This window comes from Acidobacteriota bacterium, from assembly GCA_026393675.1.
Classification (GTDB): Bacteria; Acidobacteriota; Vicinamibacteria; order Vicinamibacterales; family JAKQTR01; genus JBAXOX01.
The window spans coordinates 1-25,195 of the sequence record JAPKZQ010000041.1 but is presented as its reverse complement, the minus strand read 5'-3'; the positions used below and the strand labels follow the sequence as shown (position 1 = coordinate 25,195).

The window sequence follows — 25,195 nt, the reverse complement described above, 5'->3', positions numbered from 1 at the left end:
ACCTCGGACCTCAGCCGTCGAAGCGGCGCATCAGGATGACGGCGTTGGTTCCGCCAAACCCGAACGAATTCGACAAGGCGTACGTGATGGGTGCGGTGCGAGCCTTCCACGGGATGTAGTCGAGATCGCACTCGGGATCGGGGGTGTCCTGGTTGATGGTCGGAGGCATCGTCTGGCGACGAATGGCCAGCGCCAGAATGCCGGCTTCGAGACCGCCAGAGGCGCCGAGCAGATGTCCGGTCATCGACTTGGTGGACGATACGGCCAGTCGGCGGGCGTGTTCACCGAAGAGCGTCTTGATGGCCAGCGTCTCCAGCTTGTCGTTGAAGGGCGTGGAGGTCCCGTGCGCGTTGATGTAGTCCACCTGCGACGGGATCGCCCCGGCCGACCTGATCGCCATGTCCATGGCCCGAACGGCCCCATCACCGTCTTCCGAGGGCGCCGTGATGTGGAACGCATCGGCGGTCATGCCGTAGCCGACGATCTCGGCGTAGATGCCCGCGCCGCGACGGCGCGCGTGCTCGAGTTCCTCGACCACCAGCACGCCGGATCCTTCGCCCATGACGAAGCCATCGCGATCCTTGTCGAATGGCCGGCTGGCCCGCTCGGGCTCGTCGTTGCGCGTCGAGAGCGCCCGCATCGCGGCAAATCCCCCGACCCCCATAGGCGTAATCGCCGCCTCGGAGCCGCCAACGATCATCACGTCGGCCGCACCCCGCTTGATGATTTCGTAAGCATCGCCCACCGCATGCGCGGATGCCGAGCAGGCCGTGCAGCTGGCCAGGTTCGGCCCCTTAGCACCCAGGCGAATCGAGACCTGGCCGGACGCCAGGTTGATAATGGCCGCAGGAATGAAGAACGGTGAGATCTTCCTCGGCCCGCCTTCGAGCAGCGCCTTGTGTTCGCGCTCGATGGTCCCGAATCCGCCGATCCCGGAGGCGATGAACACGCCGACACGCGGCGCGTTCTCGGGCCCGATGACAAGCCCGGCATCGGTCACCGCGAATTGGGACGCGGCAATCGCGTAGTGGATGAAGACGTCCATCTTCTTGACGTCCTTCTTCTCCATGAACTGCAACGGGTCGAAACCCTTGACCTCGTGGGCGATTTGCGCGGCGAACGCCGAGGGGTCGAACTTCGTGATGCGGCCCGCACCACTGCGGCCCGCACAGAGGCCCTCCCATGTCGCCTCGGTGCCGACGCCAAGCGGCGACACCAACCCGACGCCCGTCACAACAACGCGCCTGTTCACCTGAGCCTCCGTCGGGATGCCCGACTACTTCTTTTTCGAGTGGGCTTCGATGTACTCGATGGCTTCCTTCACGCGGGTGATCTTCTCGGCGTCCTCATCCGGGATCTCGATCCCGAACTCCTCTTCGAACGCCATCACCAGCTCGACCGTGTCGAGCGAGTCCGCGCCGAGGTCGTCCACGAACGACGCATCCTGCGTCACTTCCTCTTCGTCGACGCCCAGCTGGTCCACAATGATCTTCTTGACCTTGTCAGCAACCGCAGACATGCATCCTCCTACGTATACATCCCGCCGTTGACGGCAAGGACCTGCCCCGTGATGTACGAAGCCTCGTTCGAGGCCAGGAAACAGACGGCCGACGCGATATCCTCCGGGCTGCCGAAGCGCCCGAGGGGCACCTTGCTCAGCCACTCGTTCTGCGTCTCGGGCGGAAGCGCGCGCGTCATATCGGTATCGATGAGCCCAGGCGCCACCACGTTGACCGTGATGTTGCGCGATGCCACCTCGCGAGCGAGCGACTTGCTGAATCCAATCAACCCGGCCTTCGACGCCGCATAGTTCGACTGCCCGGCGTTGCCCATCTGGCCGACCACCGAGCTGATGCTGATGATCCGGCCGACGCGCTGCTTCATCATCGGCCGCAACACCGCCTGTGCACAGATGAAGGTGCCCGTCAGGTTCACGTTGAGCACGCGGTCCCAGTCTTCCCGCTTCATGCGCATCAGCAACTGGTCGCGGGTGATGCCGGCGTTGTTCACCAGGATGTCGATGCGCCCGTGGCGGGCGATGATATCGGCGATCGTCGCCTCGACCCCCTTGGCGTCGGTCACGTCCATCACGGCCGTCTCGATGGCACGCCCGTCACCGGTCGCTGCCGTCCCGGATCCGACCGCCGCCAGCACGTCGGCCGCGACCACGCTGGCCCCGCATCGCGCCAACTCGGCAGCGATCGTCTGGCCAATCCCTCTGGCCCCACCGGTCACGACCGCGACTTTCCCTGTCAAATCAACCATCGTTGCATCCGACTCCCCTTCGACTCACGCGCATCGCCAGCCAGCCGCGTGGGCTCAGGGCTTACGATCCTTCGACTCACTCGCCTTGCGTGCCACGCTCGTTCGCTCAGGACTTACAGCAACAGGGCCGCCACCACGGCGTCGAGGTCTGCCGGCTCCTCGATCGTCAGAAAGGCTGCGTCCTTGAGAATTTTGCGGCCAAGCCCGGTCAGCACCGTCCCCGGGCCCACTTCAACATACTTGCGGATGCCTTCGGATGCAAGCCGTTGCATCACCTGTTCCCAACGAACCGGCGACGACACCTGGGCAACCAGCGCCTCGATAGCCGACCGGGCATCGCGCTTGGGCTCGGCGTCGACGTTGGCCACCACGGGCACGACGGGATCAGCCGCGGCCAACCCCCGAAGTTCGGGCGCGAGCCGCTCTTCGGCCGGCTTCATGAGCGCGCAGTGGAACGGGGCGCTCACAGGGAGCGGAATCGCGCGCCTGGCTCCTCGAGCCTTCGCCTGCACAATGGCCCGCGCGACTGCGTCCTTCGACCCGGCGATGACCACCTGCCCGGGTGCATTCAGATTCGCCGCGCTCACCACATCGCCCTGCGCCGCATCGGCGCAGGCGGCGACGACCTTGTCCGCGTCGAGGCCCAGAATGGCCGCCATGGCCCCCTGTCCGACCGGAACGGCCTCCTGCATGTAGCGCCCCCGGCGTCTCACAATTCTCAGCGCATCGCCAAACGTGATCGTCCCGGCCGCCACGTGCGCGGAGTACTCGCCGAGACTATGCCCGGCAACAAACGCTGGCCGCACGCCTTTCGACACGAGCAGGCGACCAAGCGCCACGCTCACGGCCAGGATCGCAGGCTGCGTATTCTCCGTGAGCACCAGCTTGTCTTCGGGGCCGTTGTAGCACAGTCCGCTCAGATCGTCACCAAGCGCCGCATCGGCCTCCGCCATCGCGTCCCGGCACACGGGAAAGGCGTCGGCAAACGCGCGCCCCATCCCGACTTTCTGCGACCCCTGTCCCGGAAACAAGAATGCGATCACGATGCCATCCCCTGCAATAACGATAATTCCTGCTGGATCCGCGGGACCAGGCCCTCGGTCGCGAACCGATGGGCCATGACAATCGCATTGCGCACGGCCTTCTCCGACGACCGGCCGTGGCCCACGATGCACACGCCCGCGACACCAAGCAGCGGCGCACCGCCGTACTCGGAGTAGTCGACGCGCGTCCGGAATCGCTCGAAGGCCTCGACAGCCGCCGATTGCCCTGCCGTCCCGCGATCAGACAACGCGACCTGCCGCCAGACGGCGTCGATCATCTCGACGACGCCCTCACTCACCTTGAGCACCACATTGCCGGTGAAGCCATCGCAGACGACGACGTCGGCGGCCCCGGAGTACACGTCCCTCGCCTCGACATTGCCAATGAACTGGAGGCGGCTGCTCTTCAGGAGCGCGTGCGCGTCACGGGTGAGCGCATTGCCTTTGGTTTCTTCCTCGCCAATCGATAACAGCCCGACCCGCGGTTCGCCGGTTCCAAGACTCACGCGGGCGAACACGGCGCCCATGATGCCGAAGGTGAGCAGGTGGCGCGGCCGGCAGTTCGCATTGGCCCCGACGTCGAGCAGAATGGCCGCCCCCGACTGGGTCGGCACTGTGGCGGCCAGAGCCGGACGTTCGGCCCCCTCCAGCAGTCCCAGCGCGGTATAGGCGGCGAGCACGGTCGCGCCGGTGTTGCCCGCGCTGAAGAGCGCGGCGGCCTCACCGTTGGCTACCAATTCCGCCGCGACCTTGATTGAAGCCTGAGGTTTGCGCCGGAGCGCTCTGGCGGGCGTCTCGCCCATGCCGACCACGTCGGCCGCCGGCGCGATCGTGATGTCGAGCGCCGCGGAGTCTGGCACGCGGTCCAGTTCCGCGCGCAGCAACTCAGGAGGACCGACCAGCGTCACGCCAACTCCGGTTGACCGGACGGCGGCCACTGCCCCCTCCACGACCACGCGGGGAGCGCGGTCGCCCCCCATGGCGTCGACGGCAACCCGCATGTGGGCTAGGTCTCTTCAACCTCGCGAACCTGCCGCCCGCGGTAGTATCCGCAATGGGCGCAGATCGTATGAGGGGCCTTCGCTTCGTGGCACTGTGGACACTGGCCGAGCGAGATGGGCTTGAGCGCGTCGTGCGTGCGCCGCTTGGCGGTCCGCTGCTTGGAATGTCGTCGTTTTGGATTCGGCATGACTACGTATCCTTCTTGATCTCCCGGAGAACCGCCAACCGCGGGTCCTCCCATCGGGCCGTGCACGAGCACGAGCCGGTGTTCAGGTTCGTGCCGCACATCGAGCAGAGTCCCCGGCAGGTCTCGCGGCAGAGCGGCTTCATGGGGACAACCATGAAGAACTGCTCCATCACCAACTGGCCGAGGTCGATGACCTGATCGCGGTAATACGCGGTTGACAGGTCGTCGTCTTCGATTTCCACTTCCCCATCCGCTTTGGCATCGGAATGGGGCAGATAGAGCACGTCGAACGCCACGTCGACCGGCATCTCGAACCCGACCAGGCACCGGCTGCACTCGAGTTCGAGCGTCGCCTGCACTTTGCCTATCAGCCGGAACTGCTGGCGATCCTTCTGGATCGCGACAGCCAGACGCACCGGCCCGTCCACGCCGAACACGCCAGTGTCGTTGGCCAGCGCGTCGGCGGATACGGTCCGCTCAACGCGAGCATGCGCCTCACGCATCTGGCTGACATCCAGCAGCAAGTCACTCATCTGTCGCGACTTCCGGGATATGCACAGACTTTTGATTATACCATGTGCCCCGCCCGCAGTCAGCCTATTCCACCCGACAGCCTATTCCACCCGACCGTCCCAGCGGCCGGCCAGTTCGACCCACGGCTTGGGGATGAAAAGGTGCTCGTAGAGGGCGACGGCGTATCGATCGGTCATGCCGGCCAGGAAGTCCCTCGCGGCGGCATCGAGCCCCTCGCCGTCGAGCGTCCGACGATCGAGGAACCGCTCGGGCTGCTCCCGGACCTTCTCCCACAGGCCGCCGAGAATGCCAGCCGCCTTCTTGAACTCGGCGGTCGATAACTGGTTCTCGTACACGCTGGCAAACAGGAAGCTCCGGAGTTCGAGCAGCGCCTGGAGGACCGGCTCGGTCATCCTGATGCCTGACAAGCCGCCTTCGAGCGTCGTGGTCACCACGTCTGCGACCAGCCGCCCGATTCGCCGCGAATGCGTCAGGCCCAGCACCTCCACCGGCCCGGCCGGAAGCGCGTCGTATCCCAGGATGCCGGCCCGAACGGCATCGTCAATGTCGTGATTGACGTAGGCGATCAGATCCGAGACGCGCGCAATCTGCCCCTCGATCGTCATCGCTTGAGCCGACACGTCCGGGCCGATCGGTGCGCCGCGTTTACCCTTCGAATGGTTGGAGATACCGTCCCGCACCTCGACGGTCAGATTCAACCCGGCACCATCCCGCTCGAGCACATCCACGATGCGCAGGCTCTGATGGTAGTGCTCAAAGCCACCCGGTACGAGGTCCGCCAGCACCTGCTCCCCCTGGTGGCCAAAGGGCGTGTGGCCCAGGTCGTGGCCGAGCGCAATGGCCTCGGTCAGTTCTTCGTGGAGGGCCAGCGCTTTGGCGATGGTCCGCGCAATCTGCGAGACCTCGAGGGTATGCGTAAGCCGGGTCCGGTAGTGATCGCCTGTCGGAGCGAAGAAGACCTGGGTTTTGTGCTTGAGCCGGCGAAACGCCTTGCAGTGGAGAATGCGATCCCGATCGCGCTGGAAGGCGGGACGGATGTCATCTTCTGGTTCCGGCCGCAACCGACCCCGGCTGGCCGCGCTCCGGGTCGCCTGCGGGGCCAGCATGCGCTCTTCGCGTTGCTCGAGGACTTCGCGGATCGTCGGCACAAGCCGTCTCCTATCGCTACGCGTCCTGCCTGACGATCTCGCGCAGGAAACTGCGCCCATGGCGCAACGGCCCGACACCGAAGAGTTCCGCCAGCGTCTGGCCGAGATCGGCAAACGTCTCACGGGTGCCGAGGTCGACACCTGCGTCGACATGCGCGCCCTGCGCAAGCAGCGGCACGTACTCACGGGCGTGATCGGTGCTCGCTGTGGTGGGATCGTTACCGTGGTCCGCCGTGAGAATCAGCAAGTCATCGGTCCGGAGACGCGGAAGCAGCGCGCCCAGACGCACGTCGAACCGCTCGAGATTCGCCGCATAGCCTGCCACGTCGTTGCGATGACCGTACAGGGTGTCGAAGTCCACGAGGTTGGCGAAGATGAAACCGTCTGGCGCGGATGCGATCGCGCGATCGATGGCGTCCATTCCGTCCGAGTCCGACGTCGTATGAACGGCCTCGCCAATCCCGTGCCCGGCAAACAGGTCGCGGATCTTGCCGATCGCGATCACGGGCACCCCCTTCGTCGTCAGCCGATCGAGCAACGTGGGTTCGAACGGCGGAAGCGCGTAGTCGTGCCTGTTCGAGGTTCGCTTGAACCTGCCGGGCTGGCCGACGAATGGCCTGGCAATCACCCGACCGACGCCCATGCCAACGCCAAACATCTGGTAGGCGATCTCGCAGATTCGGTACAGCTCCGGCACCGGGATCACGTCCTCGTGTGCCGCAATCTGAAACACGCTGTCGGCGGAGGTATAGACGATCGGCTGACCGGTCCGCATGTGCTCAGGACCCAACTCATCGATGATCTGCGTTCCTGACGCGACGGTGTTGCCAATGGTCGTGCGACCGATGCGCCGCTCATACTCGCGGATCGCGTCGACCGGGAAGCCGTGCGGAAACGTCGGGAACGCGCGATCGAGCACGATGCCCATCAGTTCCCAATGGCCGGTCACCGAATCCTTGCCCGGCGAGCGCTCGGCCATGCGGCCGTACGCCGCCCCGGGCGACACGGGCGGAACCTGGCCGGCAAGCGGCAGGATGCACGAGATGCCGAGGGCATTAAGGTGCGGGATGCGGAGCAGATGGCGTTCCGCGATGTGCCCCAGCGTATTGCTGCCCTCGTCTCCGTAGACGGCGGCATCCGGCAGTTCGCCGACACCGACGCTGTCGATGACGATGACAAAGACTCGACGGAACGGCTGGAGCGGCATGGGTCTGTCCGATGCAGTTGGCGGGCCCGAGAGGGCGGCGCGATCAGCCCTGGTCTGCGGAGTCGGACGTGTTGGTCGCGCGCGGTGCGCGAATCGACGCGATGGCATGCTTGAAGACCATGGTGTCGGTGCCGTCATGTTCGACGATCACGGCGAATCGATCGAAGGTCTTGACGCGCGCCTCGAATTCGGTGCCGTCCATCAGGAGAAACCGCACCGTGGCGCGACTGCGCCGGGCGATGTTGAGGAAGCCGTCCTGGACATCAGGGGCCGCCGGCGCTCTCGTCTCAGAAATCTGGGCCATGCGTGGCATTCTCCGCAAAGGGACCGGATGCCGAGATCGGACCGAGTCGCGCACCAACCGCGCGCCCGGCGTCGTCGATCGTCTCGTCTCGTTCACCAGCCCTGTGAATCCAGACTAGATTAGGCTCTTTACGGAACCAGATCAACTGTCGGCGCGCGTAGTGACGGTTCTCGATCACGATCAACGCGCGGGTCGCGGCCTCGTCACGCTCACCGCGCACGTGCTCGAGCACCCGACGATAGACGTATCCGGTGAACGGGCGCGATGTTGCCGGCACGCCGCTCGCGAGCGCCTGCCGCACTTCGCCGACAATGCCGCGCGCAAACTGGATGTCCACGCGCCGCGCAATTCGGTCCGTGATTTCGGCCCACGGCGGCGACACCGCCAAGCCGATGACCGACCAGCCGTCGAGCGGTGCGCGCGTCTTGGCGAAATGCTGCGTCAGCGGAATGCCGCTCTTCACGTACACCTCGAGGGCGCGCACGATGCGGACCAGGTCGCGCGACTGGATGCGCCTGGCGGATGGCGGATCGACACGCGCCAGCCAGCGATGGAGGCGCTCGACACCGCGCAGCGCCGCGATGCGCTCGAGTCTGCTCCGGATCGCGGGATCGCGCGCGGGACCGGGAAAGAGCCCACGAACGAGCGCGCGGTAATAGAAGCCCGTGCCGCCGACCAGGATGGGAAGCCTGCCACGCCGCCTGATGTCGACGATCACCCGCATCGCGTCGCGGGCATAGTCGGCGGCCGTGTACTCACAGCCGGGGTCGACCAGATCGACGAGGTGGTGAGGGACGCCTTGTTGCTCGGCGAGCGGCACCTTGTCGGTTCCGATATCGAAGCCCTTGTACACGGCTGTCGAGTCGCAACTGATGATCTCGCCGCCAAACCGTTTTGCCAGAGCGAGGCCGAGCGCGCTCTTGCCGCTGGCAGTCGGCCCCAGGATGGCCACAACCGTGCGATCGGTCTCGGCGTGCCCGTTGCTCACAGCCAGCCGATGACCCGAAGCACGACCCACGCGGCCAGCAGGGAGAGCAGCGCGAACCAGCCGAGCTGTTGAATGCGATTCGGCGGTGCCATTACCGATCGGGCGGGGGATCGTTGTAATAAAAGGTGACGGTGAAGCGGGCTTTCTCGTCCGGGTACTCCGGCGGCAGCGGCTGCGTGGGATTCGACGTCGCGATGGCGTTAAACGACGAGTTGTTGAACGCGTCGATCGAACAGGGGCCCGCCACACCCAGCTCCGTGATGCTGCCATCCTTGTGCACGACAAAGGTGACGACGACGTGCCCCTTCAGGGACATCGCGGCGTACGGGATGAACCAGTTCCGCTTGATCTGCGCGATGAAGCGCCTGACCCACGGTCCGAACTCGACACCCTTGGTATCGAACTGGATCGCCGAACCAAACTGGCCACCGCCCTGCGAGTTGTCGAAGATCTGCGGCGGCGTGTACTTCTGCACGTTGCGGAGGGCATCGCCCAGTCGATCCCCCGCCGTGCCCCCGGCACCGGCTCGCGTAAGGGCCGCCGCCCCCGTCAGGCCCCGCAGTACCGAATCCTCCTGCACCTTCGCTCCCGGAGGCCCTGGCGCCGGCTGCCCGGGATTGGCCATATTCTGAAATGCCTGCATCTGCGGTGGCGCCGGCGTGGCGGGCTGGTCGATGCGTTCGGGCGTGTTCCCCCGCGAGAACGGCTGCATGTTCATCGGGTTGGGCGCACGTTCCGGCGTCTGCGTCGCGCGGTCCCGATCTGACAAATCCGAACCCTTCGGCTTCTGCCTGGCCTCGAACTCGGCGCGCGGTTGCACGAAGACGAATCGGCGGGCGTCGTTCTCGCGCTGCCGCATCAGCGCCATCTTCTGCTCGACTTCGCTCGCATCGGGTTTCCCAACCGGGAACAACTGCGGAGCCAGAATGACGAGGATCGTGCCGGCCAGATGCAGGACGAGCGACAGGAGTACACCCTCGCGCCACGACATGGCGCGGTCCATGCCGGAAACATCAGGGTGTCGATCGTCGAAGTTGAAGTACATCAGGAACTCAGTGCCCCGATTCCGAAGTACGACCACGTATTCCGGGCGGGGCATCCCGGCTGCCACCCCAACGCGGCTGCCGCGTCGGGGGCCCCGGCCTCGCGGCGTTGCTCCTTCCTCGAATATTCCCGATATTCTCGGTCGTCGCGCCTTGCGATCCGGGCGCCGCGCTCCGGACTACTGTTGCCGCACTTCGGAATCGGAGCACTTTGGTCGATTATAGCATCCAGGTTAGAAGCGTTCGAGATGCGGCCCATCGAGGCGGGACCGACAGACTGGAGCATCAAGGCCGCTTCATGGCGCTGTACAGATAGACGACGCCGAGGGTCAACTGGACGGCTCGTACGTTGATAAATCCTTGATTCTCCAGCGCCAACACCATCACGGCGGGCTCCGGAAACGTGCTGACCGAGGCGGGCAGGTAGCTGTACGCCGACGTATGTCCGGACATCAGCTGGCCGATCCGCGGCAGTACATGGCGAAAATAGGCCATATAGAGCTGTCGAACGCCCGGCATCGGCGGCAGGCCAAACTCGAGAATCGCGAATCTCCCGCCCGGGCGCAACACCCGCAGCACGTCCTGAAATACGACGGCGGGCGCTTCGACGTTTCGAATGCCAAAGGCGACCGTTGCCGCATCGACGCTGCTGGACCGAACCGGAATCCGCATCGCGTCGCCCTGCGTGAGCCAGACGGTATCCATGAGGCCACGCCGGGCGAGCTTCCGCGCGCCGTACCGCAGCATGGCGCCCGAAAAGTCGACACCAATCACATGTCGGGCACCGCGGCGTCCCCGAGTCGCGGCAATCGCCAGATCGGCCGTCCCGGAGCACAGATCGAGCACCGTTTCGCCGCCGCGAAGACCCAGTGAGCCAATCGCCCTCCATCGCCAGAAGGTATCCAATCCTCCGCTGAGGACGTGATTGAGCAGATCGTAGCGGTGGGCGATGGCATCGAACATCCCGCTGATGCGGACGGGGGCCTTGTCGCGACCGAGTTCAGACGCGCCCGGGTTCACCGCTCAACCTGGCCGGACCACGGGGGATAGAGGTGATGCTCCACGCCCAACACGGACAGGATCTTGCCGGCCATGAAGTCGGCCAGATCATCCAGCGTCTTTGGCAACTGATAGAAGGCGGGCATCGCGGGCACCATAATCGCCCCGGCTTCGGCGCACAGCACCATGTTGCGCAGTTGCGGCAGGCTCATGGGAGTCTCGCGGGGTACGATCACGAGGGGTTTCCGCTCCTTCAGCATCACATCGGCCGCGCGTTCGACCAGCGTGCGCGACAGACCGTTGGCCACGCCAGCCAGTGTCTTCATCGAGCACGGCACGATGACCATGCCGTCGGCAGACCGGCTGCCGCTCGCGATGGTCGCGCCGAGGTCGCGATTGCTGTGCAGTGCGTACCGGCCTCGCGACACGCCGTCTCCGTACTTCGCCTGAAGATAGGGCATCAGCGTCTCAACCGACACCTCAACGCCCAGTTCATCGCGAATCAGGCGGCGGCCGAAGTCCGTCACGACCAGGTCGAGGTGGCAGCCCTGTTCCAGCAATGCGGCCACCGTCCTGGCGGCATAGAGGGCACCGCTGGCACCCGAGATGGCGACAACGAAGTTCCGGGGACGGGTCTCTGTGCTAGTGGACATAAATGGCCGTGGCGGTGGTGATGAAATACAGAATGCCGACATACCCGTTCAGGTCGAACGCCAGCTTGACGCGCGTCAGATCGCGAACCGAGACCAGCGACTGCTCAAACGCCAGCAATACGGCCACGCCCGCCACGCCACTAAGATAGATGCCTCCCAGCGGCACCACCCACCCAAGCGCAGCCAGGCAGACGACAGTCACGACGTGCAGGCCGCGCGAAATCAGTAAAGACGCCGCCACGCCAAAGCGCTGCGGAATGGATCTCAGACCGTGTGCGCGGTCGAACTCGAGATCCTGGCAGGCGTACAGCACGTCGAACCCGCTGACCCACGTGCCAATGGCCAACGCGAGCAACCACGGCTCCCACCCTTCGCGCCCACCTGCCGCCAGCCATCCACCCACCGGCGCCACGGCCATCGCGAGGCCCAGAAACGCCTGCGTCGACCAGGTGAACCGTTTGGCCAGCGAATACCAGAACACGATTCCGAGCGCCACCGGCGAGAGCGCGAGACAGAGCGGATTGAGGGCCCCGGCCGCCAGCGCGAACACCGCGGACGACACCGTCACAAACAGCACCGCCTCACGAACGCTCATGCGGCCGGCCGGCAACTCGCGATTGGCGGTGCGCGGATTGAGCGCATCGTACCGGGCGTCGACGAGGCGGTTGAATCCCATGGCGGCACTGCGCGCAGCGACCATCGCCACGACGATCCAGATGACCCGTCCTACTGTCAGCGGCACCCGTCGTGACGCCAGCATCGCGCCGGTCAGCGCGAATGGCAGCGCAAAGACCGAGTGGCCGATGCGCACGAACGAGGCGTAGGTCAGCAACTGATTCAGCACGTCGGCGACTCAATCCACTGCACCCGATCCGGGGTGATTCCCGATACCAGGTATTGTTCCACATCCGCTGTGCCAGCAGGAATCGTCACCGCCAGCAGTGCGGCCCTGTTCCCCACCTCGATGGTCCCGTATTCGTGACCGAGACCAAGCGCGATCGCGCCATTCGTGGTGGCACACGCGAGCAGACGCGACGGCGGCACCTCGGGCGCCAGGCCGTGCAGTTCGGCCAGTTCGGTAAACAGGTTCAGGTCCTGCACGCTCGCGAGGCTGTCGGTGCCAATGGCGATCCGTGCTCCCGACTTAAAGAAACGGGCCACCGGCGGCGCGCCGACACCGACATACACGTTGCTGCGCGGACAGGTGACCAGGGTCGCCCCGCGAGCGGCGAGCAGGCCGAGTTCGATGTCGCTCAATTGCACGCCGTGCACCGCGAGCGTCCGAGCATCCCAGAACTTCATCCGGTCGAGGTAGGCAATCGGACCGGACCACGGCACTTCCCACTCGGGATTCCACGCGCCCATCCCTTCGAGCACTTCGCGCCACCGTCCGCCGCCGGTGATCAGCAGCTCCATCTCTTCGGGCGATTCGCCCACGTGGACGGAGGTCGGCAGGGTACGCGCCGGCTGTCGGGTGTCGCGGATGGCCTCGAAGATGCCCGGAGCCACCGAGTATGGCGCGTGAGGCGCCAGGGCCAGCCTCCATCCCGGCACCTCGGGCACCGCCTCAATCCTCGCCTGCGCCTTCGCCACACATGTTGCTGGGTCCGAGGGGTTGAACTTCAGAATCTCGTGGAAGATGACACCGACCAGACCACTCGACGCCAGCAGGTCGAGGCCAACGAGCGAGTTGCTGATATCGCCGACGACGCCGGTGCCGGAGGCTCGCATCTCCGCCAGGGCCTCCTGGATTCCCGTTCGAACGGTGGCGTCGCTCGCGGCGTCCTGTGGAGACAGACGCACGCGCATCTGCGCCATCACCCAGTCGATGAAGTTACGCCCGGGCGGCACACGCCCGCGTAGCCACGACAACTCCAGGTGGGTGTGCGCGTTGACCAGAGCCGGCATCACCGCCACGTCGCCCAGCTCCACATCGTCGTGCTCGCCGCCTGACGAACAGGTGCGGTCGCCGGCATCACCGACGGCCGCAATGCGGCCGCCGTCGGTGCGAACCCATCCGTTGCGAATCGGCGGACTCGCAATCGGGAGGACCCAGGACGCGTGATAGGTGGGCATGGTTAGACGCGCAGTAGACAGTAGTACGTCAGTTCGTCTTGTCCAGGCACCACTTGACTCCGCCTCGGCAGGCAATCAGGAGGAACACGAAGCAGTAGAGAGCGGCCAGTTCGCCTTGGTTGAGCGCCGGGAAGAACCTGGCGCCGATTTGGAACTTCCAGTGGAATTGGACATACGCCACGATCATCGTGCCGCTGCAGAGAACCGCGGCTGCGCGTGTCTGGAATCCCAGCATCACCGCCAGCCCTCCCACGAGCTCGATGGCCCCACCAAACCACAGCTGGGACCCCGCCGGCGGTTGGAACTCGGAAAGCACCCCAAGGAGTAGCTGGGCGCCGTGGAACGAGAACATCAATCCCGCCATGATTCGCAACAAGGCGTAAGCGTGATCCGCGTACTTCTCAAGACTGTTCATGAGTGTGCTCTCCAATCCAAGACCTCATTTCTTCTCCCGCACCGTCCAACGCCCTGGCGCTCAGGTCCGGGCTGGCGCGATTACTTTCCGAATCGCCATCCCGGCGTAGGCTCCAGCGAAGGCGATGAGCAGCGCCAGCAACGAGCCGTAGTTGTGCGTCCCGACAATCCCCAGTAGCGGAATCCACAGGCCTACGGCAAGGGCCCACAGCCAGGGGCGTTTCGGCGCCATGAACCCGAGCGAGCCGCAGGTGACCAGTATGGCGAGCGCAGTTACGCCGGTGTCGTCCCAGGTGGGCTGACTATCCACATAGGTGATCAGCCCACCCAGAACCAGCGCAACTGCCAAAAGGATCTTCTGCATCGTGACGCCCCTGGTCCCCCACAATTCTTCGACCGGGTTTCCATCCGTTCGCCAGTAAGGTTAGGATGACACAAGAAGCGGCTAGACTTCCGGCTTCTGTCGGTCCGGTCGGGGCGAGACATCCAGCGTAGGTCGTGCCTCAGGCAGGCGCGGACCTCGGGAAGGAATGACCCATGAATTCGGTGCCCCTGATGCTGATCGCCATCCTCTTCTTGGCGCTGGCTTACCGGTATTACGGGGCCTTCATCGCGGCCAAGGTGCTCGCGCTCGGCGACCGCCCCACCCCGGCGCACACCATGGAGGACGGTCAGAATTATCAGCCCACGAACAAGTGGGTGCTGTTCGGACATCACTTTGCGGCGATCTCGGGGGCGGGTCCGCTGATTGGCCCGGTCCTGGCGGCACAGTACGGCTACGCCCCGACGTTTCTCTGGATGCTGCTCGGCGCCGTGATCGCGGGCGGCGTCCACGACATGACGATCCTGGTCGCCTCGATCCGCCGGAAGGGCAAGTCGCTCGCCGAGATCGCCCGCGCCGAGGTGAGCCCGCTCGCCGGGTTCGTCGGCTCGATCGCCATCCTGATCATCATCATCGTCGCCCTGGCTGGCCTGGGTTTCGCAGTGGTGAACGCCCTGCGCGACAGCTCCTGGGGGACGTTTACGATCTCGATGACGATCCCGGTGGCGATGTTTGTCGGCATGTGGATGTACCGCCTCCGGAAGGGCCACATCATCGAAGCCAGCGTCATCGGGGTGGTCGGTGTCTTTGCCGCGCTCATCATCGGCGGGATGATCCCGGGTTCGCGGTTCGCCCCGGCCTTCACCCTGTCGCGCGAAGGGATTGTCATCGCGCTGGCTGCCTACGGGTTCATCGCGTCCGTGCTGCCCGTCTGGCTGTTGCTCGTCCCACGCGACTACCTCTCGTCGTATCTCAAGATCGGAACGATCGCCGCGCTCATCGCCGGCGTGTTCATCGTGCATCCCACACTGCAGATGCCCGCGTTCACCCCGTACGACGCCGGTGGCGGGCCCATTATTCCCGGCAAGCTGTACCCATTTCTCTTCATCACGATCGCCTGTGGTGCCATCTCGGGCTTCCACTCGCTGGTCTCTTCGGGCACCACGCCGAAGATGCTCGACAAGGAACGGGACGCGCTGCCAGTCGCCTACGGCGCCATGCTGATGGAGTGCATCGTTTCGGTGGTGGCCCTCATCGCCGCCTGCTCCCTGCACCCGGCCGATTACTTCGCCATCAACGTCAGCCCCGACAAGTTCGCGGCGATGGGGTTGACGCCGGTGAACCTCGACATGCTGTCGTCGCGAGTGGGTGAATTGGTGGCGGGACGTCCGGGCGGGGCGGTGTCGTTGGCCGTCGGATTCGCGCAGATCTTCGCGGGGATCCCAGGCCTGACCCACCTGATGGGCTACTGGTATCACTTCGCGATCATGTTCGAAGCCCTGTTCATCCTCACGACGATCGATGCCGGGACGCGCGTGGCACGCTTCCTGGTGCAGGAGTACGTGGGCCGCGTGTGGAAGCCGATGGAGCGCACCGACTGGCTCCCCGGGTCGCTGTTGTCGACCAGCTTCGTCGTCTTCGCGTGGGCGTACTTCATCTGGACCGGCAATATCTCGACCATCTGGCCGATGTTCGGTTCCGCAAATCAGCTGCTGGCGGCGGTGGCGCTTGCCGTCGCAACAGCGGCCCTGCTCAACGCCGGCAAGGTTCGCTATGTCTGGGTCACGCTGGTGCCGCTGGTGTTCGTCGCGGTCACGACGATCTACGCGGGCGTGCTCAATATCACCGACAACTTCCTGCCCCTGTCGAGAGTGCCCGGCAAGGAGCTTCTGGGCTGGGTCAATGTGACGCTGACCTCGGTGATCCTCTGTTGTGTCATCGTGGTGCTCGTTGAGACCGGCCGCCGCGCGTGGCGCGTGCTGAGGAAGCAGGAGTACACGAAGAATGGCCAGACCGTGAAGGTGATCGATGGCAGCCCGGTCGAGGTGTTAACGTTCGGCGAGGCGTAGGCAGGTACGTCCTGGCGGTCGGAGACATCAGCCTGTCACGCCTCGACCGTTGCTCACTTCAAGCCGAGCTTCTTGCCTTCCGCCAGAAGGCGCGCGGCTTCGCGAAGACGTCGCGCCTTCGTGTCTTCTCGTTTGGCTGCGTCGATCCACCCGATGTAGGCCCGCCGATACGACGGAGCCAGCTGTCCGAACGTCCTCCAGGCACGCAGATTGGTCTTCAATGCCTGCTCGATGTACGACGGGATCTCCGCAACGGATGGACGTGGCGCATCACCGCTCCGACTCGTCGGCGCGCGGCTCAATCCCGGTGCCGCCAGCAACCCGCGCGAGCCGAGGTCCGCGTACCGTCGGCGATTCGCGGTCGACCATTTGCTGTCGGCCTGTCGCGGCGTGAACTTCCGGGCATACCGGGCTTCATCGAGGCGCCTGACGATGCTGTCGATCCAGCCATAGCAGAGTGCTTCTTCGACGGCGTCGTTGTAGCTGAGGGATCTCACGCCAGTGTGCCGCTTCTGGAAGACAAGCCAGATTTCAGACTCCGAGGCGTGGTGCGCTTCCAGCCACTTCCGCCACTGCCGGCGGGTCCGCACGTCTATGGCGTCAATGGCTTCAGGTGACATCCTGCTCACGGAGTCCTGACAAGCGGCAGTTCGATGAAGCTCGCCTGGCCGGGCGCATGGTAGATCCGCTGCACGGCTTTGCGGTAATCCCCTGGCGTCGCCCGGAAAATATTGGGGACGAACGTCTGGGGATTGCGGTCGTAGAGCGGGAACCAGCTCGACTGCACCTGAACCATGATGCGGTGGCCCGGCAGAAAGACGTGGTTCGCCGTGGGCAACGCGAACGTGTACTTCAGCGCCGCGTCGGGCGTGATCGCTCTTGGCGTCTCGAGGCTCTCGCGGTAACGGCCCCGGAAGATGTCGGCTGACACCATCAGCTGATATCCACCCATCTCCGGCTGGCCGGCCACTTCGTCGGGATACACATCGATGAGCTTGACCACCCAGTCTGAATCCGTGCCGCTCGTGGATGCCATCAGATTGGCGATCGGGCGTCCGCTGATCTTCATAGGTGTCGTCAGCACATCCGAGACGAACGCGACCACGTCCGGACGGCCGGACGCCTCGCGCTGGTCGTCGACGAGCCACTGACTCCATGTGGATTCTGCCGCATACATCGCACGCAGAGGACGCGCGCGGTAAGGCACAGGCTTAGCGGGGTCGGACACGTACTCCTGAAACGCGGCGTCCCCTGGCTTCGGAGCGTCAAAGCCCAGAGTCAGACCAGCGCGCAGATAGAGCGGCGTCGGCCCAATCGTGCAGCCGTTCTGGCAGCCAGCCGGCCACGCGGGCAGGCGCCGCCACGTGTTGGTCCCGGTTTCGAACGCGGTCACGGGGGCCACGTCGGCTTTCGGCGCGCCGTCCTTCAGGTACTGATCCAGGAAGGGACGCAGGATCTCCTGCCGGAAGTGCAGCGCCGTGTCGCTGCTGAATCGCAGGGCGCCGAGCGTACTGCCGTCGCGAATCTCCTGGCCGTGGTGCCACGGCCCCATCACCAGGAAGACCTTGTCGTTGCCCGTGTCCTTCGGCTCGAGCGCTTCGTACACGGCGATGGCGCCGTAGATGTCTTCCTGGTCCCACAGGCTGTGCACGATCATCACGGGCACGGTCAGCGGCCGAGCCGCCAGCACCTTGTCCACGGCCTGATCGCGCCAGAACGCGTCGTAGCTCGGATGTTCGAGGATTTTGCGCCAGAACCCGAGTACCTCAAGCCCTCGGCGACGTCCCAGCTCGCCGGCTGATCCGGCCTGCATGAACATGTCGTAGTCGTCGAAGTGACTTGACCACCACTTGGCCTCGCCCGCACGCGTCGCCTCCTGCTCGTAGACGTACGCCATATTCTGCTGCCGGAAGGCGCCATTATGGAACCAGTCGTCGCCCCTCCAGCCGTCCACCATCGGGTTCATCGGCACCGACACCTTGAGCGCGGGGTGGGGGTTGACGAGCGCCATCAGCGGCAGGAAGCCGTCGTACGAAATGCCGAGGATGCCGACCTTGCCGTTGTTCTCCGGGATGTTCTTCACGAGCCAGTCGATGGTGTCGTACGTGTCGGTGGCGTGATCGACCGGCGTCGGATTCTGTGGTCCGCTCAGCGGGCGATTCATCACGTAGTCGCCTTCCGAGCCGTACTTGCCTCGCACGTCCTGGACCACACGGATGTAGCCGCCTTCGACGATGACGTCGGTGGCGTTGTCGTAGCCGGTGAGGATCGGGCCGAGGTGCGCGCTGTCGGCGTGAGTCGTGAGTGCGGTCGCGTCGTAGGGCGTCCGTGTCAGCAGGATCGGTGCGCCCTTGGCGCCCTTCGGCACGAGGATGACCGTGTGCAGTTTCGCGCCGTCACGCATCGGGATCATCACGTCACGCCTGATGTAGTCGAAGCTGCCGGTGACCGCTTGAAATTTCTGCGGCGTCTCGCTCGGCAGGCGCGGATACTGGACAGACTGTTGCGGCGCCGTCTGAGCCGCCGGCGGACCGAAACACAACGCGGTGCCGACGACCGCGAGTGCTGTCAGTGATCGCAGCCGACCAACGCAGAATGGGGGCCTTCGCCGGTCTTGGCTCTTTTCAGGGGTCATCGTGTACCTCCGGACGTTGTTGGCGGACTGAGTACGCGCTGTGGCATGCAGACACAATCAGATTGCGACGGCCTGGCGCCCCGCCCTCATCCGCCGGTGCTCACCATACCACCGGTGGCGGCAGGGTGCAGCGCGGTGTGAGGCGATATGGGGTAAACCGCCCTCATCATCAGTAGACGAACGGGATAAGCTTGCGCACACGCTGCTGATATGTCGCGTACGCTGGAAACCTCTCTCTCAACCATTTCTCTTCGCGCCGCGACTTCACGTCCAGGAACACGAACAGGGCAACCACGTATCCGAGCGTGAGCCAACCCTGGACATACAGCGCCCACCCAAGGCCAAGAACGAGCCCGCCGCTGTAGATCGGATGGCGGACCAGCGCGAAGGGGCCCGTCTGGACGAGCCTGGCCCCGTCCTTCGGATACGGCAACGGTGTTAAGCCGCGGCCCAGGCGGATAAACCCTGCGACAAACAGGACGCCGCCGACGACCATCAACACGCCGCCCATGACCGGGCACGCATTCGGGAATGGGAACGGCCATGCTGGTTGGCCGACCACGGTCCGAGGGCCGAGGAATACCAGCCCGATCAGGACGACCTGCGCGACGACAAGCCACTCGCCACGAGCCCCTTTCCACCACGGTTTGTGATCGGCAGCAGCCAGGTCTGGCGACATCGCTCGATGCTCCTTCATGTAGACCAAGGGCCGGCCGCTCAACCGCGAACGCCGGGCGGTTTCAGGGCGCTCGTCGGCTGCAGCGCCGCACACCCTCAGCTCCGACAGCGCCCTGATGAACTCTACGGCTCATGCAGCGCGAGCCTGAGCGTCTTGAGTTCCCGAGGGCCAAGTTCGACGGGCACCGCCCCGACTGCGAACCGCTCAATCTGTCGCAGGGCTGAACGCTCCGACGAGAACGTGGCCGCTGGAAGAGCGCGCACCAGGTAGCGGCCGGGAAGCGACTCGAATCGGAACGTGCCCTGCCCGTCCGCTTGAACGGCTTGGGATGTCGTCGCCCATTGCTGCCATGCCGTCCGTTCGGCGGCAAACACCAGGATCCACGCTTTCCTCGCCGGTTGACCCTGTCGATCGGTGACCGTACCGGCAAAGCGTGCCGGATGCTGAGTGAACAGGACTTCGAGTTGACCGTTCTCATGCGTGCTGAAGTCTGTCGGAACGTCGGTGATGTCGACGCCGTCCAGCAGGACGCGCGTCGGCCACCAGGAGTTACCTCCGGCGAGCGTGTAACCACATCTCAAGACACGCGGACCGAACGCGTTGCGCAAGACGAATCTGCCTGCCGGCGCACCGTCGGCAACGGTCCCTGGCAGTAACGGCGCTTGGTCAAGGGCAAGAAACGCGTTCACGACGATCACCGGCGGCCATTCGGCAGCCGCGTTGTCACTCTCCATGCGAAATCTGCCCGTCATCGCAGTATCGCGCCGAACCGTCACCGTCACTCCCGCCACATCTGCCGTGCTGAGGCGCACGATGCTGAAGGCCACGACGGTCGCAGCTTTCGTTGGGGAGTGCGGCGTCCGCAGCACCTCCAGCACATATGTGGCGGGATTCAGTCGCGGCATGATAAATGAGCCCTCCGCTCCCAGGGGAACGGGGACAGAGCTGAAGCCGCCGTCTTTCTGGGTTCCGAGCATCAGGACCGCGTCCTCCGGCCGCAGTCGATGCGGATCGACAACGCGGCCTGAGATGACGTGCCCCTTCTGTGTCGCGCTTCCTTCTTGGTACGCCAATGTGACCGGCACCGCCAAAAGGCAGCCCAGAAGAGGGACCCAGAGACTCTGGCGTCCGGCAAGGGAAATGTTCAGCATGGGTGCCTCTGCGCCATATCCAGTTCAGCACTCTCGACGGCAACGAGCGGGGTCGGCCATCGCCTCGACCGCAGCCACGACTGACATCACGGATCCGCCTGGACAGTATCGTTGTTGACCTGCCTCTCGTTAGGCTCCGGGACCTCTATTCCCGCCGGTTCTTTTCCCGCCTGTTTCGGGCGATCGGGTCAGGCGAATGAGGAGTGTTGGAACGAGCCGCTCAGCAAAGCCAGCGATGACTCCGGCTAAAAAGACACCTTCCGTTCGTCCCTTGGCAAATCCGAAAAACAGGTCCAGATTGACGAGTGTCATCATAATGACGCCAGAAAGCGTGCCGAGCAATACGCGGAGGGCACCCTCTAGAGCCCAATACCAAAACGGGGACCACTCATCCACTTCAAGTCGGCGAGTCCGTTCCATGACGCTGAGAAGCGCACCGGCGGCACCACCCGCGAGAGCCGCGGACGCTATGAGTATCGACTGATTACTCGTCAGGAGAACGTAGCCGAGTGGAATCAGAGATGGAACGAGGACGAGAACTGCGCCTCCTAAATAGGCAGCAGTCGTGAGACGCCGCCACCGGGCTTCAAGCCTTTTACGAACTGGCCTGAAAGCCGGCAGGACGTCTTCCCCGTCAGGGGTCTCGAAGGATACCCAGAGAGCTTCGGCCAAGTCACCACGTACGCCGTCGCGGTTATCCGCCCTCAGGACCAAACGCCCGAGGGAGGATAGTTCGGTTAGAGCAGCGATAGCGGGACGAAGGTGTGACGGCGTTTCACTGTCACGAGGTTGGAATTCCCAACGGATCTGGTGATCCTCGGTGATCACCACACATGCGTGCGGTCCTTGCCCAATCACACGCTGGATGATTTGCTCAGTGCTTAAGAGTTTGTCGCCTGGTTTGTACTGCATTCCAAGCCTCCCTTAAGAAGCCGGTAGCACTGATGACGAGGAGCGTAACGTCTCCGCATCACCCGCGGCCGCGGTGCGCCAGCTCCGGTGGCCGTCGGGTACATGCGGGTGTTAGGCGGCCATGCTCTACCCGCCGTGTCCGTGTTCCGTTCTGCGCCACCGGACGTACTGCCGCCATGTGACCGTCAAGCCGATCAGGAAGAAGAATATGCACGGGTACGCGTACTCGGGCTTCGCGATTGCCACCGCAGGCATCACGGCCGTCGCGCACGCCCCCAGCGCGACCATCGGCAGACTACCTCCACGCCGGTCCGATTGGGGAAAGTGCATCTTGAGCCCCTGGAGTTTGCGGTTCGCAGCGTTGATTCTCACGGGACACCAATGGAACGACCATGCTCGATCAGACACGCCGGCCAATTGTCCGCCGCCAAAGCTTCGCGATCGACGCCACGAGACGTTGTACCTGTGATGAGTTCATCGCGCAGCCGGCATCCAGAAATGTGAAGGTCGCGAACCACGGCCCGCTCCCAATTGATTCTCTGCCCGCATCCTGTTTCTGCGTAATCGGCGCTTCGGCGTTCATTGGCTACTCCCGTGCGACTTGGAAACGTACGTCGTTGTCCGCCTAACGGCCAGCGCTCAGCCGCCGGCGCTTACAAGACACCCAGCGCCGGTCGGGTGCAGCGCGTTGTTCGGCATCAGGCTGGCACCTTGCGCCGCATCCCACGTTCGTTTGCGATGCGCTCCGCCAAGAAGACCTTTAGCAACGATTGATAGGGCACGTCCCGCTCGTTCGCCAGGGCTTTCAGTTCGTCGAGCATCGATGCGGGCAGCCGAAGGGAGATGTTGGCGGTCGACGGTCTGAGTTCCGGAAACGTCGCGCGGACAGCTTTGCTCCAGTCAAAGAAGTCGACGGTGTCGTGGCCGGTCCAGAACTGCCGTTCCTCGTCCTCGCCGGAGAACCTAGGGATCCGCTTTCTTGCCAGTTTGGCGCGCGCCTTCATACACCCTCCGTTCCCGCCGACTCATGTCCCTGGCCGAAATCACCCTGATGAGCGTGCCACGAATCGTGAATACAATCGCCAACAGGCGCTCCGCGTTCGTCTGGCCCAGCGCCGCGTACCGCGCCTCCTCGCTCGAGTGCCGGTCGGCTGCAGTGACCAAGACGGGGCGGTTGAAGAATGGCTGTTCACTCTCCGTCCGAGTAACCCGGTGGAGTTCCCAATTCTTCTCAGCATTCCCAGCGTCCCACTCGAAGCCGCTGCAATGGGCCAGCGCGTCAGGAAACGCCGTCATGAATGTATATTATCCTTATATACACGCGTGTCAAGGTTGCTCGTGGGTGTTGTTGATGCCGAACGACGAAGCTCAGCGGCGCGGCCTCGCCGCGTCCGCTGAAGCGCCTTGTTCGATGGTCCCTTCTCACTGCCGGCGACTGTCAGATGGAGGCCTTTCCCCGCACGAGCTTCTTTGCTTGGTACACATACGAGACTTCCGGGTTGGTTCTGCGGGCGATGTCCTCACGCGTTAGGAAGTAAGACGCCACCTTCAACGATGCCCGACCAAGAAGTACCGCTCCCGCTGACAGCGCGCCCCACAGAGGCTCGCCGAACAAGCCGACGATCCCCCCGAGTCCGACCGTTGGGGCCAAGAACCGAGGATCGAGAACACTCTCGATATGTCCTAGCAGTGTCTCGATTCCGTGCTTCTTGAGCGCCCATTCGTATTCCTCAAGCCTGCAGCCGACTTCATCCTCCACTTCCCGTTGGGATTTACTTGCCATGGATGTTCGCAGCCAGTGAAGAAGCCGCTTGTACTTCCGGCGCGCCTCGGGGTCGGCTCGAAACTCCTCGACCATTTCCCAGCTCAGGCGTCTCTCGTCCACGATCCGCAAACCATCAAGAATGCCCAAGAGCGCTGGCTCCGCGCTCTTGAGACAACCCGCATCCCTTGCGTGAGTCGAATCATGGACTGTAACAATGTCCTGTCCGACAATCTGGCCCAGCGTCATCCCGATGGCGGTGGTGATCAGCCTCTGGAGGTCAAGGACCCATCGATCCTGAAGCTCGGCGGCAAGGCCGCCTGTTCGAAGAGTTGCCGAATCATCGGAGTGTGGAAGGCGTGCACGTGCCCTCCGATGCTGGTCCAACGGCCCAAATAGCTCCAGGGGGCAGGAGAGGTTCTGGTCATGAAGAAGGCCCTCCGCCAACTGGACGTGATCATCCATTGAGTCATCCCAGGGTAGACCTTGTTCGCACCGCCGTACAATCCTGTCCCAGCAGTTGGCGACCGCCGATATGACGATGTCGTACTCTCCGTAGGCCAGGCCCCCAAAGCGAATCGATGGAGGCAGGTTGACATCGAGTCCCCAGATTCGGTCGAAGGCAAGAGCGGCAGTCTTTGGCCTTACCAAGGCTATGGCGAGGCTCTCACCAGGGCTGGGGGGTGCTGGAGGACCGAAGGCACGTGCAAGAAGCTCGGCGCCAATCGTCGAGCGCGAACGGGTAGCATGGAAGTCGACCCCTTGGTCCAACGCTCGAAGCCTCTCGATTGCGATGCCAAACACATCAACATTCACTGACGCAGCTCCAGGGAATCACCGTGGGTCAGGTCACCAGTTGTGTCATCGAACGGCGACGCATCAGCCGCGCGCGCCTTCCACTCTCTTGGAAGTAGGGCTCTTTGCGCGCGTCGGCTGCATGCGTTTGTTAGCCGGCGTTTGTGGTAACAAGCGTCCCGTCGATCGTCGGCTTGCCCGAACAAGATCCACCAGTTGCAGTGCTGTGAGACCGGATTCAACGCCGGGCACGTCAAGCGGCGACCCACTGCGGAGAGCCGGCTGCACGAGGAACAGTTCACCGTCGCGACGCCGAATCTGCGCCTGGCCTTCGCGCTTGGCCTGCCGCAGCACATCAGCGAACCGCTGGCGCGCCTCCGAGCAGCTGTACACTTTCATGTCGGTAACTCCATGACCGAGACACCGATCGACCGCGCGGCCCGAGCCAACGCCGCGTCCAGCGTGAGCAAGGGCGCCCGTGCACTGCGCGCCGTTTCCAACATGTAGGCGTCGTAGGCATACACGCGTAGCGCGACTGCCAACTCCAACGCTTTCGCAATGTCGAGCTGTGCCAGGCGCACCGGAATCAGGCCGTAGCTTGCCCATGCCGTCAGGACCACTGCCTCGGTGAGCCTTCGCTTGCGGACCCCAGCAATCAGGGCATTCCCGACTTCCCACGGGAGCGACGGCGCCGCGATGAGGGAGCACCCTTCCGTCGCTACGATGAGGGCAGGCCGCGACGGTTCGCTGAGCAACACCGCGAGAATGGCAGACGTGTCAACGGCGATAATCACTGGGCGATCTTGCATTTCGTACAATTGTACAACTAGCGACGTCGTCTTTCAATGGTTGGCGTTCGGTCCGGCTAACGTTTCAAATGAGCCGCGCGCCACGGCGACATGATGTCACGGACCGCCCGGCGCGTCGGCTCCATTTGAAGGTTAGGTCGCTGCTGGATGCCGATAAGACCGATTGAGAGCAGAAGCGACCGCTCATTACGTCCCGAG

The 25,195-nt window shown here is 64.2% G+C and carries 30 protein-coding genes; 1 reads left to right on the top strand and 29 read right to left on the bottom strand.

Going from position 1 to position 25,195, the window contains the following annotated elements; genetic code table 11:
• Nucleotides 1-10: 10 nt before the first annotated feature.
• The 18 genes from fabF to NT151_10060 all read right to left on the bottom strand — a co-directional run bounded on the left by fabF (nt 11) and on the right by NT151_10060 (nt 14,227).
• Nucleotides 11-1,252, bottom strand: a complete 1,242-nt coding sequence (fabF, locus tag NT151_10145) for a beta-ketoacyl-ACP synthase II (GenBank protein ID MCX6539275.1) — start codon at nt 1,250-1,252, stop codon at nt 11-13.
• Between the two features lie 24 nt (nt 1,253-1,276).
• Nucleotides 1,277-1,519, bottom strand: coding sequence for an acyl carrier protein (gene acpP / locus NT151_10140; GenBank protein MCX6539274.1), 243 nt, complete (start codon nt 1,517-1,519; stop codon nt 1,277-1,279).
• An 8-nt stretch (nt 1,520-1,527) separates the two neighbouring features.
• Nucleotides 1,528-2,265 carry a 3-oxoacyl-ACP reductase FabG gene (gene fabG, locus NT151_10135; GenBank protein MCX6539273.1) on the bottom strand — a complete coding sequence of 246 codons (738 nt, stop codon included), beginning with the start codon at nt 2,263-2,265 and terminating at the stop codon, nt 1,528-1,530.
• Between the two features lie 113 nt (nt 2,266-2,378).
• Nucleotides 2,379-3,311 (bottom strand): ACP S-malonyltransferase, encoded by a 933-nt coding sequence (fabD, locus tag NT151_10130; protein MCX6539272.1) that lies wholly within the window; start codon nt 3,309-3,311, stop codon nt 2,379-2,381.
• A complete protein-coding gene (gene plsX / locus NT151_10125) occupies nt 3,305-4,309 on the bottom strand; it encodes a phosphate acyltransferase PlsX (GenBank protein MCX6539271.1) in 1,005 nt (334 codons plus the stop codon). Before plsX ends, fabD begins: the two co-directional genes overlap by 7 nt.
• 5 nt (nt 4,310-4,314) lie before the next feature.
• Nucleotides 4,315-4,497, bottom strand: coding sequence for a 50S ribosomal protein L32 (rpmF, locus tag NT151_10120; protein MCX6539270.1), 183 nt, complete (start codon nt 4,495-4,497; stop codon nt 4,315-4,317).
• Between the two features lie 2 nt (nt 4,498-4,499).
• Nucleotides 4,500-5,030 carry a DUF177 domain-containing protein gene (locus tag NT151_10115; GenBank protein ID MCX6539269.1) on the bottom strand — a complete coding sequence of 177 codons (531 nt, stop codon included), beginning with the start codon at nt 5,028-5,030 and terminating at the stop codon, nt 4,500-4,502.
• 81 nt (nt 5,031-5,111) lie between these two features.
• Nucleotides 5,112-6,179 (bottom strand): deoxyguanosinetriphosphate triphosphohydrolase, encoded by a 1,068-nt coding sequence (locus NT151_10110; GenBank protein MCX6539268.1) that lies wholly within the window; start codon nt 6,177-6,179, stop codon nt 5,112-5,114.
• Nucleotides 6,180-6,195: 16 nt separating this feature from the next.
• A complete protein-coding gene (locus NT151_10105) occupies nt 6,196-7,386 on the bottom strand; it encodes a phosphopentomutase (protein MCX6539267.1) in 1,191 nt (396 codons plus the stop codon).
• Nucleotides 7,387-7,429: 43 nt separating this feature from the next.
• The gene (locus NT151_10100; GenBank protein MCX6539266.1) at nt 7,430-7,690 is read right to left on the bottom strand and encodes an RNA chaperone Hfq; all 261 of its coding nucleotides are present in this window, start codon (nt 7,688-7,690) and stop codon (nt 7,430-7,432) included.
• Nucleotides 7,674-8,678: a tRNA (adenosine(37)-N6)-dimethylallyltransferase MiaA gene (gene miaA, locus NT151_10095; protein MCX6539265.1), complete on the bottom strand. Its 1,005-nt coding sequence runs from the start codon at nt 8,676-8,678 to the stop codon at nt 7,674-7,676. The genes NT151_10100 and miaA overlap by 17 nt, the downstream gene beginning before the upstream one ends.
• A 91-nt stretch (nt 8,679-8,769) precedes the next feature.
• The gene (locus tag NT151_10090) at nt 8,770-9,777 is read right to left on the bottom strand and encodes an energy transducer TonB (protein MCX6539264.1); all 1,008 of its coding nucleotides are present in this window, start codon (nt 9,775-9,777) and stop codon (nt 8,770-8,772) included.
• A 229-nt stretch (nt 9,778-10,006) separates the two neighbouring features.
• Nucleotides 10,007-10,741 carry a ubiquinone/menaquinone biosynthesis methyltransferase gene (locus tag NT151_10085; protein ID MCX6539263.1) on the bottom strand — a complete coding sequence of 245 codons (735 nt, stop codon included), beginning with the start codon at nt 10,739-10,741 and terminating at the stop codon, nt 10,007-10,009.
• The gene (locus NT151_10080; protein ID MCX6539262.1) at nt 10,738-11,373 is read right to left on the bottom strand and encodes a UbiX family flavin prenyltransferase; all 636 of its coding nucleotides are present in this window, start codon (nt 11,371-11,373) and stop codon (nt 10,738-10,740) included. Before NT151_10080 ends, NT151_10085 begins: the two co-directional genes overlap by 4 nt.
• Complete coding sequence (gene ubiA / locus NT151_10075) at nt 11,363-12,217, bottom strand: putative 4-hydroxybenzoate polyprenyltransferase (protein ID MCX6539261.1); 855 nt, start codon at nt 12,215-12,217, stop codon at nt 11,363-11,365. Before ubiA ends, NT151_10080 begins: the two co-directional genes overlap by 11 nt.
• On the bottom strand, nt 12,211-13,449 hold the full coding sequence (locus NT151_10070; protein ID MCX6539260.1) for an amidohydrolase family protein: 1,239 nt from the start codon (nt 13,447-13,449) through the stop codon (nt 12,211-12,213). The genes ubiA and NT151_10070 overlap by 7 nt, the downstream gene beginning before the upstream one ends.
• Before the next feature lie 28 nt (nt 13,450-13,477).
• On the bottom strand, nt 13,478-13,864 hold the full coding sequence (locus NT151_10065) for a DoxX family protein (GenBank protein MCX6539259.1): 387 nt from the start codon (nt 13,862-13,864) through the stop codon (nt 13,478-13,480).
• Nucleotides 13,865-13,924: 60 nt separating this feature from the next.
• Nucleotides 13,925-14,227: a hypothetical protein gene (locus tag NT151_10060; GenBank protein ID MCX6539258.1), complete on the bottom strand. Its 303-nt coding sequence runs from the start codon at nt 14,225-14,227 to the stop codon at nt 13,925-13,927.
• A gap of 173 nt (nt 14,228-14,400) precedes the next feature.
• On the opposite strand from NT151_10060, the gene NT151_10055 reads away from it, so the two are divergent.
• Nucleotides 14,401-16,254, top strand: coding sequence for a carbon starvation protein A (locus NT151_10055; GenBank protein MCX6539257.1), 1,854 nt, complete (start codon nt 14,401-14,403; stop codon nt 16,252-16,254).
• 53 nt (nt 16,255-16,307) lie between these two features.
• Here NT151_10055 and NT151_10050 read toward each other — a convergent pair whose 3' ends face one another.
• The 11 genes from NT151_10050 to NT151_10000 all read right to left on the bottom strand — a co-directional run bounded on the left by NT151_10050 (nt 16,308) and on the right by NT151_10000 (nt 24,982).
• Nucleotides 16,308-16,874: a YdeI/OmpD-associated family protein gene (locus NT151_10050; protein MCX6539256.1), complete on the bottom strand. Its 567-nt coding sequence runs from the start codon at nt 16,872-16,874 to the stop codon at nt 16,308-16,310.
• A 5-nt stretch (nt 16,875-16,879) separates the two neighbouring features.
• A complete protein-coding gene (locus NT151_10045) occupies nt 16,880-18,667 on the bottom strand; it encodes a CocE/NonD family hydrolase (protein MCX6539255.1) in 1,788 nt (595 codons plus the stop codon).
• Nucleotides 18,668-19,058: 391 nt separating this feature from the next.
• The gene (locus NT151_10040) at nt 19,059-19,568 is read right to left on the bottom strand and encodes an isoprenylcysteine carboxylmethyltransferase family protein (GenBank protein ID MCX6539254.1); all 510 of its coding nucleotides are present in this window, start codon (nt 19,566-19,568) and stop codon (nt 19,059-19,061) included.
• A 122-nt stretch (nt 19,569-19,690) separates the two neighbouring features.
• Nucleotides 19,691-20,473 carry a hypothetical protein gene (locus NT151_10035; GenBank protein MCX6539253.1) on the bottom strand — a complete coding sequence of 261 codons (783 nt, stop codon included), beginning with the start codon at nt 20,471-20,473 and terminating at the stop codon, nt 19,691-19,693.
• Nucleotides 20,474-20,848: 375 nt separating this feature from the next.
• Nucleotides 20,849-21,631, bottom strand: coding sequence for a hypothetical protein (locus NT151_10030; protein ID MCX6539252.1), 783 nt, complete (start codon nt 21,629-21,631; stop codon nt 20,849-20,851).
• A gap of 126 nt (nt 21,632-21,757) precedes the next feature.
• Nucleotides 21,758-22,003, bottom strand: a complete 246-nt coding sequence (locus NT151_10025) for a hypothetical protein (protein MCX6539251.1) — start codon at nt 22,001-22,003, stop codon at nt 21,758-21,760.
• Nucleotides 22,004-22,329: 326 nt separating this feature from the next.
• Nucleotides 22,330-22,635: a BrnA antitoxin family protein gene (locus NT151_10020; GenBank protein MCX6539250.1), complete on the bottom strand. Its 306-nt coding sequence runs from the start codon at nt 22,633-22,635 to the stop codon at nt 22,330-22,332.
• On the bottom strand, nt 22,595-22,927 hold the full coding sequence (locus NT151_10015) for a BrnT family toxin (protein ID MCX6539249.1): 333 nt from the start codon (nt 22,925-22,927) through the stop codon (nt 22,595-22,597). Before NT151_10015 ends, NT151_10020 begins: the two co-directional genes overlap by 41 nt.
• Before the next feature lie 142 nt (nt 22,928-23,069).
• A complete protein-coding gene (locus tag NT151_10010) occupies nt 23,070-24,209 on the bottom strand; it encodes a hypothetical protein (protein ID MCX6539248.1) in 1,140 nt (379 codons plus the stop codon).
• A 63-nt stretch (nt 24,210-24,272) separates the two neighbouring features.
• A complete protein-coding gene (locus NT151_10005; protein ID MCX6539247.1) occupies nt 24,273-24,587 on the bottom strand; it encodes a type II toxin-antitoxin system Phd/YefM family antitoxin in 315 nt (104 codons plus the stop codon).
• Nucleotides 24,584-24,982: a type II toxin-antitoxin system VapC family toxin gene (locus tag NT151_10000; GenBank protein ID MCX6539246.1), complete on the bottom strand. Its 399-nt coding sequence runs from the start codon at nt 24,980-24,982 to the stop codon at nt 24,584-24,586. Before NT151_10000 ends, NT151_10005 begins: the two co-directional genes overlap by 4 nt.
• Nucleotides 24,983-25,195: the final 213 nt, after the last annotated feature.